The organism is Streptomyces sp. SirexAA-E (genome assembly GCF_000177195.2).
Taxonomy (GTDB): Bacteria; Actinomycetota; Actinomycetes; order Streptomycetales; family Streptomycetaceae; genus Streptomyces; species Streptomyces flavovirens.
Genome location: NC_015953.1, coordinates 5,697,606 through 5,714,229 on the forward strand (window position 1 = coordinate 5,697,606; position 16,624 = coordinate 5,714,229).

The following is a 16,624-nucleotide window of genomic DNA, read 5'->3' on the forward strand; positions in this document are numbered from 1 at the left end:
CGCCACCGTGCCGGTCCTCGGTGCCCCATGCTCCGGACACGCACCCGGGAGCGGGGCGACTGGTCACGTACAGGTTCGTCGTCCATACTGCCCGCCGTGGAGCAGCGCATAGATTCAAACACCAAGCCCGAGTTCGCCGCGGGGACCGACCCGGCGTTCATCCCCGGCCTGACGGCCCCTGCCCCGGTGCGGACGGAGGAAGCGGCGAAGAAGGCGCCGGAGGAGTCCGAGGAGGCGCCCGAGACGGCCGACGCGCCGGTGGAGGACGTCGTCGGCGCGGACGAGGCGGCGGCCTCCACCGGTACGGAGGAGGCCGGAGAGGCGCCGGACCGGGACCCCGAGGCGGTCGCGGACGCGGAGCCGGACGAGGCGGGCGAGGCGTCCGTTCAGGAGGACGGCCCCGTCTTCGAGGTCAGCGACCGGCGCGGGTCCATCCGGGTGAACCGTGAGGGTGTCCGCTTCCAGCTGGACGACCAGGAGGCCGAGTTCGACTGGTCGGAGATCGGCGCAGTCGAGGTCAAGACCCCGCGCTTCGGACGCCGGTTCACCGTCACGGTGCACCTGTCGAGCCGCCGGTGGTTCAACGCCGAGGTCGAGGCTCCGGCCAGGGGGCGGCTCAAGGAGTGGACGGCGGACCTCGACGCGGCGCTGGACGCCTACTTCGAGGAGGCCTGACACACAGGACCGGAGCGGCCGGGGCCGGAGTCCCGGCCCGCTCCCGGATCCGCCGGTCACCCGGCACCGCACGCTCCGCCCGGACCGTGCGGCGGACCGGCGTGCCTCGGCGCCGCTGTGCGCCCCCCCGTGCCCGTGCGAGGCCTGCTCGCCCCATGAGCACGCCCGGGGGTGCCCGGCCACTCCGGGCCCCCGCTCCTGCCGCCGGGGCGGTTCCGGCGGTTCCGGCGGTCCCGCCGGTCCCGGCCGCGGGTCCGGCTCAGGCCTGGGGGTCGAGGACCACCGAGCGGGTCAGGTGCCTCGGGAGGTCGGGGTCGAGGTCCTGGGCCGCCGCCCGGGCGATCGCCAGCCGCTGGACCCTGACCAGCTCGGCCAGCGGGTCCAGGTCGCTCTCCACCCAGCGGGCGCCCGTCTCCCGTACCTGCTCCGGCAGACCCTCCGGTGCCGCTCCGAACATCCACGTCGCCGTCCCGGCCGTCGCGATGCTGATGGGGCCGTGGCGGTACTCCATCGCCGGGTACGACTCGGTCCAGGAGAGCGACGCCTCCTTCATCTTGAGCGCCGCCTCGTTGGCGATGCCCACCGTCCAGCCGCGCCCCAGGAAGCTGAACTGGGTGCACTCCAGCAGTCCTTCGGGAAGCGGTTCGGCCAGCGCGGTCTCCGCGTCCCGCACCACCGCGTCGCTGTGCAGCCCGAGATGGGCGCGGAAGAGGGTGAGGGCGGTGGTGGCGAACCGCGTCTGCACGACGGACCGTTCGTCGGCGAAGTCGAGCAGCACCACGTCGTCCGCCACCTTCGGTACCGGCGTGTTCGGATCGGCGGTCACCGCCACCGTGCGCGTGCCGCCGCGCAGACGGGTCAGCAGTTCGAGCACCTCGGTCGTGGTCCCCGAGCGGGTCAGGGCGACCACGCGGTCGTACGTACGGCCGGAGGGGAACTCCGAAGCGGCGAAGGCGTCCGACTCGCCCTGACCGGAGCCCTCCCGGAGCGCCGCGTAGGCCTGGGCCATGTAGTAGGACGTGCCGCATCCGACGATGGCGACGCGTTCGCCGGGGGCGGGCAGGGCCGCCGCCCGGTCGACTGCGACCTGCGCGGCACGTCGCCAGCACGCCGGCTGATCGGCTGTCTCGGTCTCGACATGGGACATGTCTCTGCACTCCGCTTCCGCTGCTGCCGCACGCATGGGTGAAATAGTCGCCAGGTTGTTCAATTTTGCATGCTACAGGGGTTAAACGAGCAAGAACAAGCACCAGGCGGACAGGAGGATGCCGACGCCAAGGGCTCTTTTCGGTCATACTCCGGGGTCGGTCGGCTCGATCCGATTCCTCTGCTAACGGGCGGGTGGGCACCGGACCGACCGGCATGCCCCCTGGTCAATCCCTGACAAAGCAGAGGAAAATACACGTGTGATGCGGGGACGGCTGGTGCGCGAGAGCGGTCCGTGGGTGGCTGATCTCTGCGGGGAGGGGCGTTTTTGCGTCATCGGACGCGAGGGATGGCCGAGTTCGAACGTGCGGCCGGTTCCGAGTCGGCATAATCGGCGCATGTCGATCACGGGTGGGGACGTCGTTGACCTCGGCACGGGCTTGTACGCCTGGCTGCCGCCGAAACGCGGCTGGGGGCTGGCCAACTGCGGTCTGCTCGTCTCGCCGCGCGGGGGGCTCTGGATCGACACCCCGTACGACCCCGTGCTCGCGGGCCAGTTCCTCGTCGAGAGCGAGAAGCGGCTGCCCGACGGGGCGACCGTCGACCGCATCGTCGTCACCCACGCCAACGGCGACCACTTCTGGGGCGCCGGCGTGCTCCCGGACGCGGAGATCATCGCGACCCGGGAAGCCAGGGAGCACATCCACTACGACCCCACCCCGCAGCAGCAGCACGCGCTGGTGACCCAGAGCGATCCGGCCACACCGCTCGGCGCCTACCTCGGCCGCCACTTCGGCGTCTTCGACTGGTCGTCCACCGAACCCGTGCAGCCCACGACGTACTTCACTGGAGAGCTCGAACTGACCCTCGGCGCGTACGCCGTCGAGATCACCGCCCTGCCGCCCGCGCACACCGGCGGCGACCTGATCGTCCATCTGCCCGCCCAGCGCGCGGTGTTCAGCGGTGACGTCATCTTCTCCTCCAGCCCGGCCCAGCCGGGCGACCACCCGGTGCACTGGGCCGGGCCCCTGAGCAACGTGATCGCCGCGTGCGAGCGGGTGCTCGCCACCGGCGCGGAGGTGATCGTGCCCGGTCACGGGCCGGTGCTCGACCGGGCCGGGGTGCACGAGCACATCGGCTACCTCTCCTACGTACGCGAGCGCGCCCACGCCCTGCACGCGGCCGGGGTGCCCCCGCTCGAGGCCGCCCGCAGGGTGATCGCCGAAGGCCGCTACCCGGCGCTCGGGCTGCCCGAGCGGCTGGTGGTGACGGTCGGCACCGAGTACCGGCACCTGGACGGCGGCACCGACATGCCCGGCGTCCTCCAGGTGATGTCCCAGGTGGCGGCCGTCGCGCACGAGGCGGAGCCGGTCATGACCGGTGGCGGCGCCGAGTGACGGCCGACCGGAGAGGGCGCCGGTCGCGCGGCTCCCTCCCGGCGCGTGGACCCCGTCCGACGACGGGGGCGTGGTGACGCCGTGCTTCCCTGGATCGTGGCACTGGCCGCCGTCGGCACGGCGATCTGGCACGCCGTACGGGCCTACCAGGCCGGACGTGACGCCTACGCGGCTTCGGCCCGCGCCGAACTGGCGGACCGCCAGGCACGGGCGGCCGAAGCCCGCACCCTCGCCCTGACCGAGGAGATACGCCAGCTCGCCGAGAAGCGGATACCGGCCGCGGCCACCGCCCTGTCCCACCGGGCCGCACCCGTCCCCGGGCTGCGGGAGGCGGCCGGCGTCGAGGGCGACGCCGCGCGCCTGCTGACCGACGCGGTCCAGGCCGCGCGCACGGCGATCCTCGAAGAACGCCGCCGCGTCGACGCGGCCGCCCGAGCGGCCATGCGCGGCACCTCCGCCAAGATCCAGTCGCTGCTCAACCAGTCCCAGCACCTGCTCCAGGAGCTCCAGCACGAGTACGACGATCCGCGCGTGCTGCAACTCGACTTCCGCAACGAGCTCGCCCTGCGCCGCACCCAGGCCACCGCCGTGCTCTGCGACGCCTGGCCGGGGCTCGCCCGGCAGAACTCCTCGCTCGTCGAGATCGTGCTGGGCGCCCAGTCACGGGTCGGCGGGTACGAGCGGATCAAGGTCGCCAACCACCTGCGCCAGGAGCGGCTGGCCCTGGTCGCCCGCGCCGCCGAGCCCCTGGCGATCGCGCTCGCGGAGCTGCTGGCCAACGCCACGGCGTACTCCCACCCGGACACCGAGGTGCCGGTGACGGTCCAGCAGGCCGCGGGACGCGGAGCGCTGGTCCTGGTCGACGACGCCGGGATCGGCATGGACGACGACGCGCTGAAGCGGGCCCGGGCGCTGCTGGCCGGGCCGTCCGAAGTGCTGCTGACCGAGCTCGGCGACCCGCCGCAGACCGGTTTCGCGGTGGTCGGGCGGCTGGTGGCCAGGTACGGCTTCAGCTGCCACATCGAGCCGTCGCCGTACGGGGGCATGCGGGCGATGCTGCGCATCCCGGCCCATCTGCTGACGGTGATGGACGACGACCGGACCCTGTCCGTGCTCGCCCCGGCGCCGGTGCCCGCGCACCCGGACGCCCCGGGGGGCGGAGCCACCGACACGGGCCCGGCGGCCGACTCCGCGGCCCCCGATTCCCTGGCCCCCGATTCCTTGGCCCCCGGGTCCTTGGCCCCCGGATCTGCGGAGCCTGTGGCCACCACCGGCACGGACCCCACCACCGGCACGGACCCCGCCACCGCTGCCCGCGACTCCACCGGCCCGGGTGTCCCGGAGGCCGGGACGCCCGCCCTGCCCAGCCGGCGCCGACGGGCCCGCCGGGCCACCGCACCCGACGGCGGTACGGCCGCCAGGACCCGGGAGACGGGCGTGGAGCCGGATCTCCGTACGCCCGAACAGGCCGGTGCCTCCTGGGCCGCCCTCCAGCAGGGCACTCTCAGCGGCAGGAGCGCGAGCGCTCCCTCAGCATCCCCATCGGACGACCAAGGAGACGACGAGACGTGAGCGCCACCCCCACCACCGGTGATCTCGCCTGGGTGCTGACCCCGCTGCTGGAACTCCCGGGTGTGCAGCACGCGGTGGTCGCCACCGGCGACGGACTCGTCGAGGGCGCGTCGCCCGGCCTGGAGCGCGCCTCGGCCGAACGCGTCGCCGCGATGACCGCCACGCTGCACGCGGCCGCCCGCGCCTTCACCACCGCCTTCACCGACGTGGAGGCACCGCGTCTTGCGCAGACCGTCGTGGAATCCGAGCTGGGCTTCGCCGTCGTCGTACCCGCGGGCCGGAACACCACCCTGGCCCTGTTCGCCGCCCCGGACGCCCACCTGGGCAACATCGCCTACCAGATGCAGGTGCAGGTCACCGCGCTCACCCGGGCGATGCACGCACCCACCCGCCGACCGGACGCTGCCGCCCGGCCATGACCCCAGGCCCAGGCCGCCGCCTGATTCCCGCCTACCTGGTCACCGGGGGACGCTCCACCCCCTCCGGCCCCGCGCTCGACCGGCTCGCCGTGCTTCTCCGCACGGACGCGGAGCTGCCGCCGGGCGCCGGCACGGAACAGCGCCGGCTGTGCGGACTCCTCGACCCGGGAGCCCTCACTGTCGTCGAGTGCGCCGCCCACCTGGAACTGCCGGTCAGCGCCACCGTCTTCCTGGCCACGGACCTCGTGGCCTCCGGACACCTGCGCGCCCGGCCACCGATACCCCGTGCCGGTGAGATCGACCGGTCGCTCGTCGAGAGGCTGCTCGTTGGACTCCGTTCCCTCCACTGACCGGGGCGGCATCGGCTACCTGCCGAGTGCCGCCGAGACCCTGATGAAACTCGTCGTCACGGGTCCCTTCGGCGTGGGCAAGACGACCCTGATCCGCACCCTCTCGGAGATCGAGACCCTGCACACCGAGGAGGCGATGACGCAGGCCGGGGAGGGACTCGACGACACCGCCGGGCTGCCCGAGAAGACCACGACGACGGTCGCCGTCGACTTCGGGAGGCTCACCGTCCAGGACGACCTGGTGCTCTACATGTTCGGCACGCCCGGCCAGGAGCGCTTCCTGCCCCTCTGGGAGGACATCGCGCGGGGCGCGCTCGGCGCCCTGGTCATGGTCGACACCCGGCGGCTGGAGGACTCCTTCGCCGTCATGGACATGGTGGAGGAACAGGGCCTGCCCTACGCCGTCGCCGTCAACCGCTTCCCCGACGCGCCCGCCCACCCGGACGAGGTCCTGCGCAAGCACCTCGACCTCGACCCGGCCACCCCGCTGGTGCAGTGCGACGCCCGCGAACGGCGCGGCAGCATCGACGCCCTGATCGCCCTCGCCGAGCACGCGCTGACCCGACTCCCCGCGCCCCAGGAAGCCTCATGACCCCGCCCGCACCCGGTGCCCCGGCCTCTCCCCCCACCTCCGGCACGGTGCCCTCGCCGTACGAGCCGCCCGCGCTCTACGGGCCCGACTTCGCCGCCGACCCGCACGGCCACTACCGCAGACTCCGCGCCCAGGGGCCGCTCGGACGGGTCAGGATCGCCCCCGGTGTCGACGCCCTGCTGGTCACCGACTACCAGGCGGCCGTCGATCTGCTGCGCGACACCGACACCTTCTCCAAGGACCCGCGCGCCTGGCAGGCGGGGATACCCGAGGACTCACCGGTCCTGCCGGTGCTCGGCTACCGGCCGACTGCCCTCTTCTCCGACGGAGCGGTCCACACGCGCTACCGCGAGGCCGTCAACGACACCCTCGCCCTGCTCGAACCCCACCTGCTGAGGGCGTACGCCGCCCAGGCCGCACAGCAGTTCATCGCCACGTTCTCCGCCACCGGCACGGGCGACCTCATCGCCCAGTACGCCCGCCTGCTGCCCCTGCGCGTCTTCAGCGCCTGCTTCGGGGTCGCCCCGCGGGACAGCGAACGGCTGCTGCACGGCGTCGCGGGCATGATGGACTCCGCCGCGAACGCGGCCGCCGCCTACGCCGACCTCGTCGCCGTGGTCGCCGGCCTCGTCGCCGAGCGCCGGGTCCGGCCCGGCCGGGACCTCACCACCTACCTGCTGGCGCACCCGGCGGGCCTGGACGACGACGAGGCCGTACGCCAGATCACCCTCATCATCAGCGCGGGCCACGACCCGACGACCAACCTGATCGGCAACGCCCTGCTGCGCATGCTCAGCGACACCGGCTACGGCGGCTCCCTGCACGGCGGAGCCATGACGGCACGTGAGGCCATCGACGAGGTGCTGTGGCGGGACCCGCCGCTGGCCAACATGGGCGCGCACTACCCACGGCACGACACCGAGTTCCACGGGGTCCCGCTGCGCGCCGGCCAGCTCGTCCTGGTCTCCTTCGCCGCCGCCAACACCCAGTCCCTGCCCGCCGTGTCGGACCCCGCCGTCCGTTCCGGCGACGGGGCGCACCTGGCCTGGTCGGCCGGGCCGCACCGGTGCCCCGCCAAGCAGCCCGCCCTGCTGATGGCGATGACCGCGATCGAACAGATCACCAGCCAGCTCTGCGACCTCGAACTGGCCGTCGACCCCTCCGAACTGATCTGGCGCCCGGGTCCCTTCCACCGCGCCCCGGCGCACCTCCCGGTGCGGTTCACCCCGCTCGACACCCACCCCTGAGGCCCCCGCCGGTGCCGGACAGGAAGGCGCCGATCCCGTTCAGGCCCGTGTCGGTGGTACGCCGAACGGGTGAGGGACGAGAGAATTGCCCGATGAACAGCGAGCGCAGCCGGCGCACAGCCAACCGGCATACGGACGGGGTGGTTCTGTGAGCAGGTACGACAGGTACGACAGGTACGACGCCACCGACGAACAGTGGGAAGGGCTCGCCCAGGTCGTACCGCTCCGGGGCCGCAACGAGTGGCCGTCCAGAGTGGACCACCGCACGGTCCCGGACCGCCAGGAGGCGGCCGAGCAGCGGCGGATGGTCGTGTTGAGGGTGCAGGTGTTCGCGGACGCCCGCGAGGTCGCCGAGTACCTGGTGGCGCAGATCCCGGTGCTGCTCGACCTGACGGGCGCCGAGAGCGATGTGGCCAAGCGGATCCTGGACTTCAGCAGCGGTGTGGTCTTCGGGCTCGGCAGCGGGATGCACCGAGTCGACCGCAACGTCTTCCTGCTGGCGCCGGTGGGCATGGAGGTCGAGGGGGTCACCGCGGCGGGCGTACCTCAATCGTAGGAAGGTCGTGCGGACGGAACGGTTCGCCGGTCACCGGCGTGCGTACGGTCCGCTCATGACTGTGATCCCCACGGGGCGTTCGGCCCCGCTGCCGGCACCGCGCCCCTACGCGACGGCCCCGTCCACGGCCCCGGCGCCCCCACCCGGGGGCGCGGCCCGTCCCGTCGTCAGTGAGCTGCGGCTCGGCTCCTTCGCGTCGCACCGGCGTACCGTCGTCCCGCTCGGCCCGTTCACGCTGCTCACCGGCGCGAGCGGCAGCGGGAAGTCGACGGCCCTGTGCGGGTACGAGGCCCTGGCCCGGCTCGCCGCGGGCGACCCGCTGGAGGAGGTGTTCTCCGACCCGGCGGCCTGGGTGCCCGAACGGTCCGGTGCCGATGCCCAGGGGCGGCGGGGGTTCCGGCTCGGCTGCACCGTGGACGGTCCGGCCGGGCCGGTGACGCTCGAAGTGGCCGTCCAGGCCGAGCCGGTGCTCCGCGTCGTCGGCGAGCGGCTGTCGCGCCGCGGCGAGAGGCTGCTGGACACGGCGCTGCGCGATCCGCGCCGGTCCGTCGTGCAGGCCGCCTGGCACACGGCGGGCACGGTCGCCGTCACCCGGGCCCCCTTCCCCGACGACCGGCTCGCCACCGCGCTGCTTCCCCTGCGGCTGGCGGGCACCACCGAGGGTGAGCTGCGGGTGCTGGCGGCGGCGGAGCAGGTGGTGGTGGCTCTGCGGTCGGCCTTCGCCTGCGACCCTCTGCCGCGGGGGATGCGGGGCGCCGTGCCGGTCGGCGAGGGGCGGCTCACGTCGTCCTGCGACAACCTCGCCGATGTGCTCCACCGCACCCACAGCCAGTGCGCACAGCGGCACGCCCGGCTGGTGGCCACCGCCGACGCCGGGTGCGCCGGCCCGGTGACCGGGCTGGGCGTCGACTGCCGGGCGGACGGCACGGTGCTGGCCCGGGTCGTCCGCGGTCCCGGGCACAGCACGCCCCTCGGGCGGCTCGGCGACGGCGAACTGCGCTATCTCGCCCTCGCCCTGGTCCTGCTGACCGGCCCGCACGTGCTGGTGGTGGAACCGGCGGCGGAGGTGCCCGCGGCGATGCAGGCGCTGACGGTCCTGGCCGACGGGTTCGACCGGAGCATGGACGCCCGGCAGACGCGGGAGTTGCTGGCGCTGGCGGCCTCGATCTGCGCGGGTGGGCACATGCGGGTCCTGGGTACGGTCACGGAGGCCACCGCGGAGGCGGCCCGTGCGACCACCGGCGTCTCGGTGGTAGACCTGACACCGTGACGGATCATGGCGCGGGACGGGAAGTGACGGAACTGCGTCGGAGGCTGGCCGACTTCGCGGCGGCCCGGGACTGGGGCCGGTACCACACGCCCAAGAACCTGGCGGCCGCGCTGAGCGTGGAGGCATCCGAACTCCTGGAGATCTTCCAGTGGCTGACCCCCGAGCAGTCGGCGCGGGTGATGGAGGACGCCGGTACGGCGCACCGGGTCGAGGACGAGGTGGCGGACGTCCTGGCGTATCTGCTGCAGTTCTGCGAGGTGCTCGGCATCGATCCGCTGGCGGCGCTGGCCGCCAAGATCGAGCGGAACGAGACGCGTTTTCCCGTACCGGACCCCACAGCTTCCCCACATCGTCACTCTTCGGAGTGATCGACTTATCCACAATCAGCTCCCTGTCCACAGATTACCGATTTCCTCTGGCTTTCCGGTGGCGCGCAGCTCACTGTGGGTAATGAAAGAAGTGAGCGGGGTTCCCGGCGCGTTCGGCGGCGGGGATCGCGCGGACGGCGGAGGCGACGGGGGAATCACATGGAAGCGGAGCGGCTGATCGAGGCGGGCAGGCGAGCCCTCGCGGGGAGCCGGGGGGCTCCCGCCGTCATGGCGGAGGCGTGGCAGGCCCAGGCTCTCGCCCGGACGATCGGAGGCCGACTGGCGCGCTGCGGGCCGGCGGAGGTGCGGGCCGAGGCGCGCGAGCTCGGTGAGATCGGCGTGCCGGGCACCATGGCGATCGACCACCCGGTGGTTCCGGCTGGCGAGGTGCGGGCGTCCCTCCTCACCGAAGTCGTCGACGCCCGGGCGGCATTGACGGCGCTGGGGTGCCTTCTCGGTGAGGTGGGGATCGCACTCGTGGGCATCGCCTGCGACACGGAGGACGGGCTGTACTGGCAGTGCATCGAGGCGATAGACGCGGTCGACGAGTCGGTGGACCGGGTGCACGGCATGCTGCGACGGCTCGCGGAGCTGCCCCCCGACCACGGGTTCGAGTCGGCGCACGCACACGAGCAGGACTGCGAGGACGGCCCCTGCCGTGAGCGGGAGCAGGGGCATGAGCGTGCCGGTCCCGGCGAGGCGCTCCGGGGCCGGGCGGAGTCGTGGCCGGTCACCTCATGAGCCGGGCGGCCCGGGGCCGCCCCGCCCACCGCCACGACGGAGGAGGGAACCCGCCGCCACGACGGACGAGGGAAGGAGGGGAGGGGGCCGGTCGGCGGTTTCGAAGGTGCAGGATGGAGGCATGGATCTTCGAATCTTCACCGAGCCCCAGCAAGGGGCGAGCTACGACACCCTGCTCAGCGTGGCCAAGGCCACCGAGGACCTCGGCTTCGACGCCTTCTACCGGTCCGACCACTATCTCCGCATGGGCTCCGGCGACGGACTGCCCGGCCCCACCGACGCGTGGATCACCCTCGCGGGGCTGGCCCGCGAGACCAAGCGCATCCGTCTCGGCACCCTGATGACGGCTGGCACGTTCCGTCTGCCCGGCGTCCTGGCCATCCAGGTGGCCCAGGTCGACCAGATGTCCGGCGGCCGGGTCGAGCTGGGCCTGGGCGCGGGCTGGTTCGAGGAGGAGCACAAGGCGTACGGCATCCCGTTCCCGAAGGAGAAGTTCGGGCGGCTGGAGGAGCAGCTGGCCATCGTCACGGGCCTGTGGGGGACCGAGGTCGGCAAGACCTTCAGCTACGACGGCGCGTTCTACCAGCTCACCGACTCGCCCGCGCTGCCCAAGCCGGCCCAGCCCAAGGTGCCGATCCTGATCGGCGGACACGGTGCCGTCCGCACCCCGCGGCTCGCCGCGCAGTACGCGGACGAGTTCAACATCCCCTTCGCTTCCCTCGAGGACAGCGAGAAGCAGTTCGGCCGGGTCAAGGACGCGGCCAAGGCTGCCGGCCGCGCGCCGGACGACCTGGTGTACTCCAACGCCCTGGTGGTCTGCGTCGGGAGGAACGACGAGGAGGTGGCACGCCGTGCGTCCGCCATCGGCCGTGAGGTCGAGGACCTCCGGGCGAACGGACTCGCCGGCTCGCCCGCCGAGGTGGTCGACAAGATCGGCCGGTACGCCGCCATCGGATCGTCCCGGATCTACCTCCAGGTCCTGGACCTGGACGACCTGGACCACCTGGAACTGATCTCCTCGCAGGTCCAGTCGCAGCTGAGCTGAGCGTCGCCCGGCTCCGGCTCCGGGTGAGCCGAGCCGGTCGTCACCGGTCCGGGCCCCGGCAGGGCGCCCGGACCGGGACCCGGACCGTTCACAGAAGCCTCAGGGGAAGGAGCGGCAGCTGTGCGTGCCGACCGGATTCCGGCGCGTACGCTCCCCGGCGTACTGGCCGCAGGGGAGACCCTCGTGCTGGACGGCGGCCTCTCCAACCAGTTGCGGGCGCAGGGGTGCGACCTGTCCGACGCGCTGTGGTCGGCCCGGCTGCTGGCGGACGCGCCCCAGCAGATCGAGGCCGCCCACGCCGCGTACGTCCGGGCCGGTGCCCAGGTGCTCATCACCGCCAGCTACCAGGCCACGTTCGATGGGTTCGAGCGGCGCGGCATCGGGCGGGAGGGGGCGGCGGAGCTGATGGCCGGCAGCGTGGAGCTGGCCCGCCGTGCCGCCGGGCGGAGCGGCAGAGAGGTGTGGGTCGCCGCGTCCGTCGGGCCGTACGGGGCGATGCTCGCCGACGGCAGCGAATACCGCGGCCGCTACGGTCTGACGGTCCGGGAGCTGGAGCGCTTCCACCGCCCCAGGATCGAGGCGCTGGCCGAGGCGGCCCCCGACGCGCTGGCGCTGGAGACGGTGCCGGACACCGACGAGGCCGAGGCGATGCTCGGGGCCGTGCGGGGCTGCGGGCTGCCGGTCTGGCTCTCGTACACGGTGGCGGGGGAGCGTACCCGGGCCGGTCAGCCGCTGGCCGACGCCTTCGCTCTGGCGGCGGGCGAGGACCAGGTGGTGGCCGTAGGGGTCAACTGCTGCGATCCGGCTGACGCGGACCGCGCGGTGGAGGTGGCGGCCGCCGTGACCGGGAAACCGGTCGTGGTCTACCCCAACAGCGGCGAGATCTGGGACGCGGCGGCCCGGGGGTGGGCCGGGCAGGGCACCTTCGACGCGGCCCGGGCCGGCGGCTGGCGGCGGGCGGGGGCCCGGCTGGTCGGAGGCTGCTGCCGGGTGGGGCCGTCCGGCATCAGCGGGCTGGCCGCCGCACTGGCTTCGTCGGGACCGTGAAAATGCCTGGTGGGGGACGGGACGGAAGACCATACTCGGACGCGTGTTCCTGACGATCAGCACGACCGGCAGCCCTGAACGCCCCGCCACCGATCTCGGATTCCTGCTGCACAAGCACCCCGGGAAGGCGCAGGCGTTCTCCACCTCGCACGGCACCGCGCACGTCTTCTACCCGGAGGCGTCCGAAGAGCGGTGCACGGCCGCGCTGCTCCTCGAAGTGGATCCCGTGGCGCTCGTGCGGCGCGGCAAGGGCAAGGGCCGGGGCGGCGCCCCGGACGCGGCGCTCGCGCAGTACGTCAACGACCGTCCGTACGCCGCGTCCTCGCTGCTTTCGGTCGCCATGGCCGCGGTCTTCAAGTCCGCGCTCAACGGGGTCTGCCGGGCCCTGCCGGACCGGGTCCAGGAGTCGTTGCCGCTGCGAGTGGAGGTGCCCGCCCTCCCGGCCCGCGGCGGGGTCGAGCTGGCCCGGGGGCTCTTCGGGCCGCTGGGATGGGCCCGGGTGGATGCCGTGGCCGTACCGCTGGACGAGCGGTTCCCCCAGTGGGGCGACTCGCGTTATGTACGGCTCGTGCTGGAGGGGGAGATGAGGCTCGTGGACGCGCTCCGTCAGCTGTACGTGCTCCTGCCGGTGCTCGACGACGCCAAGCACTACTGGGTCGCGCCCGACGAGGTGGACAAGCTGCTGCGGGCCGGCGAGGGCTGGCTGGCCGGCCACCCCGAGCAGAAGCTCATCACCAGCCGCTACCTCTCCCGGCGCTGGGGCCTGACCCGGCAGGCGATGGAGCGGCTCGAACTGGTGCGGCTGGCCGAGTCCGACGACCTGGAGGTGGAGAGCCTCGACAACGCGGTGGACGAGACCACCGACACGGAGGAGAGGCCGGTACCGCTGGCCGAGCGGCGCCGTGAGGCGATCCTGACGGCGCTGCGCTCCGCCGGGGCCGCCCGGGTGCTGGACCTCGGCTGCGGACAGGGCCAGTTGGTGCAGGCGCTGCTCAAGGACGCGCGCTTCACGGAGATCGTCGGGGTCGATGTGTCGATGCGCGCCCTGACCGTCGCCGCGCGCCGGCTGAAGCTCGACAGGATGGGGGAGCGCCAGGCCGGCCGTGTCACGCTCCGCCAGGGTTCGCTCTCCTACACCGACCGTCAGCTCAAGGGGTACGACGCTGCGGTGCTCAGCGAGGTGATCGAGCACCTCGACCTGGAGCGGCTGCCCGCCCTGGAGTACGCCGTGTTCGGTGCCGCCCGCCCCCGGACGGTCCTGGTGACCACCCCGAACGTCGAGTACAACGTCCGCTGGGAGACGCTTCCGGCCGGACACGTCCGCCACGGTGACCACCGCTTCGAATGGACCCGGGCGGAGTTCGGCGCCTGGGCACGGCAGGTGGCCGGCCGCCACGGCTACGAGGTGGACTTCCTCCCGGTCGGCCCCGACGACCCGGAGGTGGGGCCGCCCACGCAGATGGCCGTGTTCACGACGGCTGCGGCGGACACCGAGAAGACGCACGGGAAGACGCACGGCAGGACGGACCGGGAGTCCGGCGAGAAGACGAAGGAGGCGAAGGCGGCATGACCACCACCCCCCGCACGACCGGCGCCACGCGCAGGCTGCCGGTGACCGACCTGTCCCTCGTCGTGCTCATCGGCGCCACCGGATCGGGCAAGTCCACCTTCGCCCGCGCCCACTTCAAGCCCACCGAGGTCATCTCCTCGGACTTCTGCCGGGGCCTGGTCGCCGACGACGAGAACGACCAGAGCGCCAGCAAGGACGCCTTCGACGTCCTGCACCACATCGCCGGCAAGCGCCTGGCCGCCGGACGGCTCACCGTCGTCGACGCCACCAACGTCCAGTCGGAGAGCCGCAAGCAGCTCGTACGGCTGGCCCGTGAGCATGACGTGCTGCCCATCGCCATCGTGCTGGACGTGCCGGAGGAGGTCTGCCTCGCGCGCAACGCGCAGCGCCCCGACCGGGCGGGGATGCCCCGCCACGTCGTCCGGCGCCACCGCAGTGAACTGCACCGCTCCCTGCGCGGACTGGAGCGGGAGGGCTTCCGCAAGGTGCACGTCCTGCGTGGCGAGGAGGAGGTCGCCGCCGCCGAGATCGTCCTGGAGCGCCGCTACAACGACCTCCGCCACCTCTCCGGCCCCTTCGACATCGTGGGCGACATCCACGGCTGCAGCTCCGAGCTGGACACCCTGCTCGGCAAGCTGGGGTACGTGGACGGCGCGCACCCCGAGGGGCGTACCGCCGTCTTCGTCGGCGACCTCGTCGACCGGGGTCCCGACAGCCCCGGTGTGCTGCGCCGCGTCATGTCCATGGTGGCCGCGGGCAACGCCCTCTGCGTCCCCGGCAACCACGAGAACAAGCTCGGCCGTTACCTCGAGGGACGCAAGGTCCAGCACACCCACGGGCTGGCCGAGACCGTCGAGCAGCTGGAGCGGGAGGACGCCGAGCACCCCGAGTTCCGCAAGGAGGTCGCGGAGTTCATCGACGGACTGGTCAGCCACTACGTCCTGGACGGGGGCAAGCTGGTCGTCTGCCACGCGGGGCTGCCCGAGAAGTACCACGGCCGCACCTCCGGCCGGGTCCGTTCACACGCGCTGTACGGCGACACGACCGGCGAGACCGACGAGTTCGGCCTGCCCGTGCGCTACCCGTGGGCCGAGGAGTACCGGGGCCGCGCCGCCGTGGTCTACGGACACACCCCCACGCCCACCGCGTCCTGGCTCAACAACACCCTGTGCCTGGACACCGGTGCGGTCTTCGGCGGCAGGATGACCGCGCTGCGCTGGCCGGAGCGCGAGATCGTCGACGTACCGGCCGAGCGGGTCTGGTACGAGCCGGTCAAGCCGCTGACCACGGAGGCGCCCGGAGGCCGGGAAGGCCGGCCGCTGGACCTCGCCGACGTGCAGGGCCGCCGGACCGTGGAGACCCGTCACATGGGCCGTGTCGCGGTGCGCGAGGAGAACGCGGCGGCGGCGCTGGAGGTGATGAGCCGGTTCGCCGTCGACCCGAGACTGCTGGCCTACCTCCCGCCGACCATGGCCCCGACCGCCACCTCGCGCGAGAAGGGGTACCTGGAGCACCCGGCGGAGGCGTTCGCGCAGTACCGGGCCGACGGCGTCACCCGGGTCGTGTGCGAGGAGAAGCACATGGGCTCCCGCGCCGTGGCCCTGGTCTGCCGGGACGCGGACGCGGCCCGTGCGCGCTTCGGCACCGGGGGCGCCCCCCACGCCGCCGGCGGTGCGGGAGGCCCCACCGGCGCCCTGTACACCCGCACCGGGCGGCCGTTCCTGGACGACGCGGCCCTCACCGAGACGGTCCTCGACCGGCTCCGCACCGCGGTGACGGCGGCGGGGCTCTGGGAGGAGTGGGACACCGACTGGGTCCTGCTGGACGCCGAGCTGATGCCCTGGTCCCTCAAGGCGGGCGGGCTGCTGCGCTCGCAGTACGCGGCGGTGGGGGCGGCGTCCGGCGCCGTCCTGCCCGTGGCGGGCGAGGCCCTGGCCGCCGCGGCGGCCAGGGGTGTGGACGTCGGTGCCCTGGCCGCCCGGCAGCGGGAGCGCGTGGTGGACGCGGCGGCCTTCACGGACGCCTACCGCCGTTACTGCTGGGACACCGAGGAGCTCGACGGGGTCCGGATCGCGCCGTTCCAGATCCTCGCCGTCCAGGGCCGCTCGCTGGCCGCCGTACCCCACGACGAGCAGCTGGCCTGGCTGGACCGCCTGGTGGAGCACGACCCGACCGGGCTGCTCCAGGTCACCCGGCGCCTCGTGGTCGACACGGGGGACGAGGCCTCCGTGCGCTCCGGCACCGACTGGTGGCTGGAGATGACGGGGCGCGGCGGTGAGGGCATGGTCGTCAAGCCGCTCGGCGCCCTTGTACGGGACGCCGGGGGCCGGCTCGTCCAGCCCGGCATCAAGGTGCGCGGCCGGGAGTACCTGCGGATCATCTACGGCCCGGAGTACACCCGGCCGGAGAATCTGGAGCGGCTGCGGTCCCGGTTCCTCGGCCACAAGCGGTCGCTGGCCCTGCGCGAGTACGCCCTGGGCCTGGAGGCGCTGGACCGGCTGGCCGACGGGGAGCCGCTGTGGCGGGTCCACGAGGCGGTGTTCGCGGTGCTGGCCCTCGAATCGGAGCCCGTCGACCCCCGGCTGTGAGCCGGAGGACGGGACGGACAACTGGCGGGCGATTCGCGGGG

General features: G+C 73.3%; 16 protein-coding genes. 15 read left to right on the top strand and 1 reads right to left on the bottom strand.

The features are described from left to right. Positions 1-96: 96 nt before the first annotated feature. Positions 97-675 (top strand): hypothetical protein, encoded by a 579-nt coding sequence (locus tag SACTE_RS25340; protein WP_019993320.1) that lies wholly within the window; start codon positions 97-99, stop codon positions 673-675. A 259-nt stretch (positions 676-934) separates the two neighbouring features. On the opposite strand, the gene SACTE_RS25345 is transcribed toward SACTE_RS25340, so the two are convergent. Beyond that, positions 935-1,822 (bottom strand): sugar isomerase, encoded by an 888-nt coding sequence (locus tag SACTE_RS25345; RefSeq protein WP_014048866.1) that lies wholly within the window; start codon positions 1,820-1,822, stop codon positions 935-937. Positions 1,823-2,219: 397 nt separating this feature from the next. Between SACTE_RS25345 and SACTE_RS25350 the strand changes: the two genes are divergently transcribed. The 14 genes from SACTE_RS25350 to SACTE_RS25415 all read left to right on the top strand — a co-directional run bounded on the left by SACTE_RS25350 (position 2,220) and on the right by SACTE_RS25415 (position 16,583). Further along, positions 2,220-3,218, top strand: coding sequence for an MBL fold metallo-hydrolase (locus SACTE_RS25350; protein WP_019993321.1), 999 nt, complete (start codon positions 2,220-2,222; stop codon positions 3,216-3,218). A gap of 81 nt (positions 3,219-3,299) precedes the next feature. Further along, a complete protein-coding gene (locus SACTE_RS25355) occupies positions 3,300-4,790 on the top strand; it encodes an ATP-binding protein (protein ID WP_014048868.1) in 1,491 nt (496 codons plus the stop codon). Next, positions 4,787-5,209, top strand: coding sequence for a roadblock/LC7 domain-containing protein (locus SACTE_RS25360; protein ID WP_014048869.1), 423 nt, complete (start codon positions 4,787-4,789; stop codon positions 5,207-5,209). Before SACTE_RS25355 ends, SACTE_RS25360 begins: the two co-directional genes overlap by 4 nt. After that, positions 5,206-5,559, top strand: a complete 354-nt coding sequence (locus SACTE_RS25365; RefSeq protein WP_014048870.1) for a DUF742 domain-containing protein — start codon at positions 5,206-5,208, stop codon at positions 5,557-5,559. The genes SACTE_RS25360 and SACTE_RS25365 overlap by 4 nt, the downstream gene beginning before the upstream one ends. Continuing rightward, positions 5,537-6,151, top strand: a complete 615-nt coding sequence (locus SACTE_RS25370) for an ATP/GTP-binding protein (RefSeq protein WP_014048871.1) — start codon at positions 5,537-5,539, stop codon at positions 6,149-6,151. The genes SACTE_RS25365 and SACTE_RS25370 overlap by 23 nt, the downstream gene beginning before the upstream one ends. Continuing rightward, on the top strand, positions 6,148-7,398 hold the full coding sequence (locus tag SACTE_RS25375; RefSeq protein WP_014048872.1) for a cytochrome P450: 1,251 nt from the start codon (positions 6,148-6,150) through the stop codon (positions 7,396-7,398). The genes SACTE_RS25370 and SACTE_RS25375 overlap by 4 nt, the downstream gene beginning before the upstream one ends. Positions 7,399-7,546: 148 nt before the next feature. Next, positions 7,547-7,954, top strand: a complete 408-nt coding sequence (locus SACTE_RS25380; protein WP_014048873.1) for a cell division protein SepF — start codon at positions 7,547-7,549, stop codon at positions 7,952-7,954. Positions 7,955-7,961: 7 nt separating this feature from the next. Next, the gene (locus SACTE_RS25385; RefSeq protein ID WP_014048874.1) at positions 7,962-9,224 is read left to right on the top strand and encodes a biotin transporter BioY; all 1,263 of its coding nucleotides are present in this window, start codon (positions 7,962-7,964) and stop codon (positions 9,222-9,224) included. Positions 9,225-9,247: 23 nt separating this feature from the next. Beyond that, positions 9,248-9,592 carry a nucleotide pyrophosphohydrolase gene (locus tag SACTE_RS25390; protein ID WP_014048875.1) on the top strand — a complete coding sequence of 115 codons (345 nt, stop codon included), beginning with the start codon at positions 9,248-9,250 and terminating at the stop codon, positions 9,590-9,592. Positions 9,593-9,751: 159 nt separating this feature from the next. Beyond that, positions 9,752-10,333, top strand: coding sequence for a DUF6099 family protein (locus SACTE_RS25395; RefSeq protein WP_014048876.1), 582 nt, complete (start codon positions 9,752-9,754; stop codon positions 10,331-10,333). A 121-nt stretch (positions 10,334-10,454) separates the two neighbouring features. After that, positions 10,455-11,378, top strand: a complete 924-nt coding sequence (locus SACTE_RS25400; protein ID WP_014048877.1) for an LLM class F420-dependent oxidoreductase — start codon at positions 10,455-10,457, stop codon at positions 11,376-11,378. 120 nt (positions 11,379-11,498) lie between these two features. Beyond that, entirely contained in the window at positions 11,499-12,425 is a 927-nt protein-coding gene (gene mmuM, locus SACTE_RS25405; protein ID WP_014048878.1) for a homocysteine S-methyltransferase, read from the top strand. A 43-nt stretch (positions 12,426-12,468) separates the two neighbouring features. Then, positions 12,469-13,995 carry a 3' terminal RNA ribose 2'-O-methyltransferase Hen1 gene (locus SACTE_RS25410; protein WP_014048879.1) on the top strand — a complete coding sequence of 509 codons (1,527 nt, stop codon included), beginning with the start codon at positions 12,469-12,471 and terminating at the stop codon, positions 13,993-13,995. Continuing rightward, a complete protein-coding gene (locus SACTE_RS25415) occupies positions 13,992-16,583 on the top strand; it encodes a polynucleotide kinase-phosphatase (RefSeq protein WP_014048880.1) in 2,592 nt (863 codons plus the stop codon). The genes SACTE_RS25410 and SACTE_RS25415 overlap by 4 nt, the downstream gene beginning before the upstream one ends. Positions 16,584-16,624 lie beyond the last annotated feature (41 nt).

Excerpts from the sequence above, each read along its gene's own strand:
- SACTE_RS25365 (WP_014048870.1), top strand. The coding sequence starts at position 5,206 with ATGACCCCAGGCCCAGGCCGCCGCCTGATTCCCGCCTACCTGGTCACC.
- SACTE_RS25350 (WP_019993321.1), top strand. The coding sequence starts at position 2,220 with ATGTCGATCACGGGTGGGGACGTCGTTGACCTCGGCACGGGCTTGTAC.
- SACTE_RS25395 (WP_014048876.1), top strand. The coding sequence starts at position 9,752 with ATGGAAGCGGAGCGGCTGATCGAGGCGGGCAGGCGAGCCCTCGCGGGG.
- SACTE_RS25345 (WP_014048866.1), bottom strand. The coding sequence starts at position 1,822 with ATGTCCCATGTCGAGACCGAGACAGCCGATCAGCCGGCGTGCTGGCGA.
- SACTE_RS25415 (WP_014048880.1), top strand. The coding sequence starts at position 13,992 with ATGACCACCACCCCCCGCACGACCGGCGCCACGCGCAGGCTGCCGGTG.
- SACTE_RS25375 (WP_014048872.1), top strand. The coding sequence starts at position 6,148 with ATGACCCCGCCCGCACCCGGTGCCCCGGCCTCTCCCCCCACCTCCGGC.
- SACTE_RS25400 (WP_014048877.1), top strand. The coding sequence starts at position 10,455 with ATGGATCTTCGAATCTTCACCGAGCCCCAGCAAGGGGCGAGCTACGAC.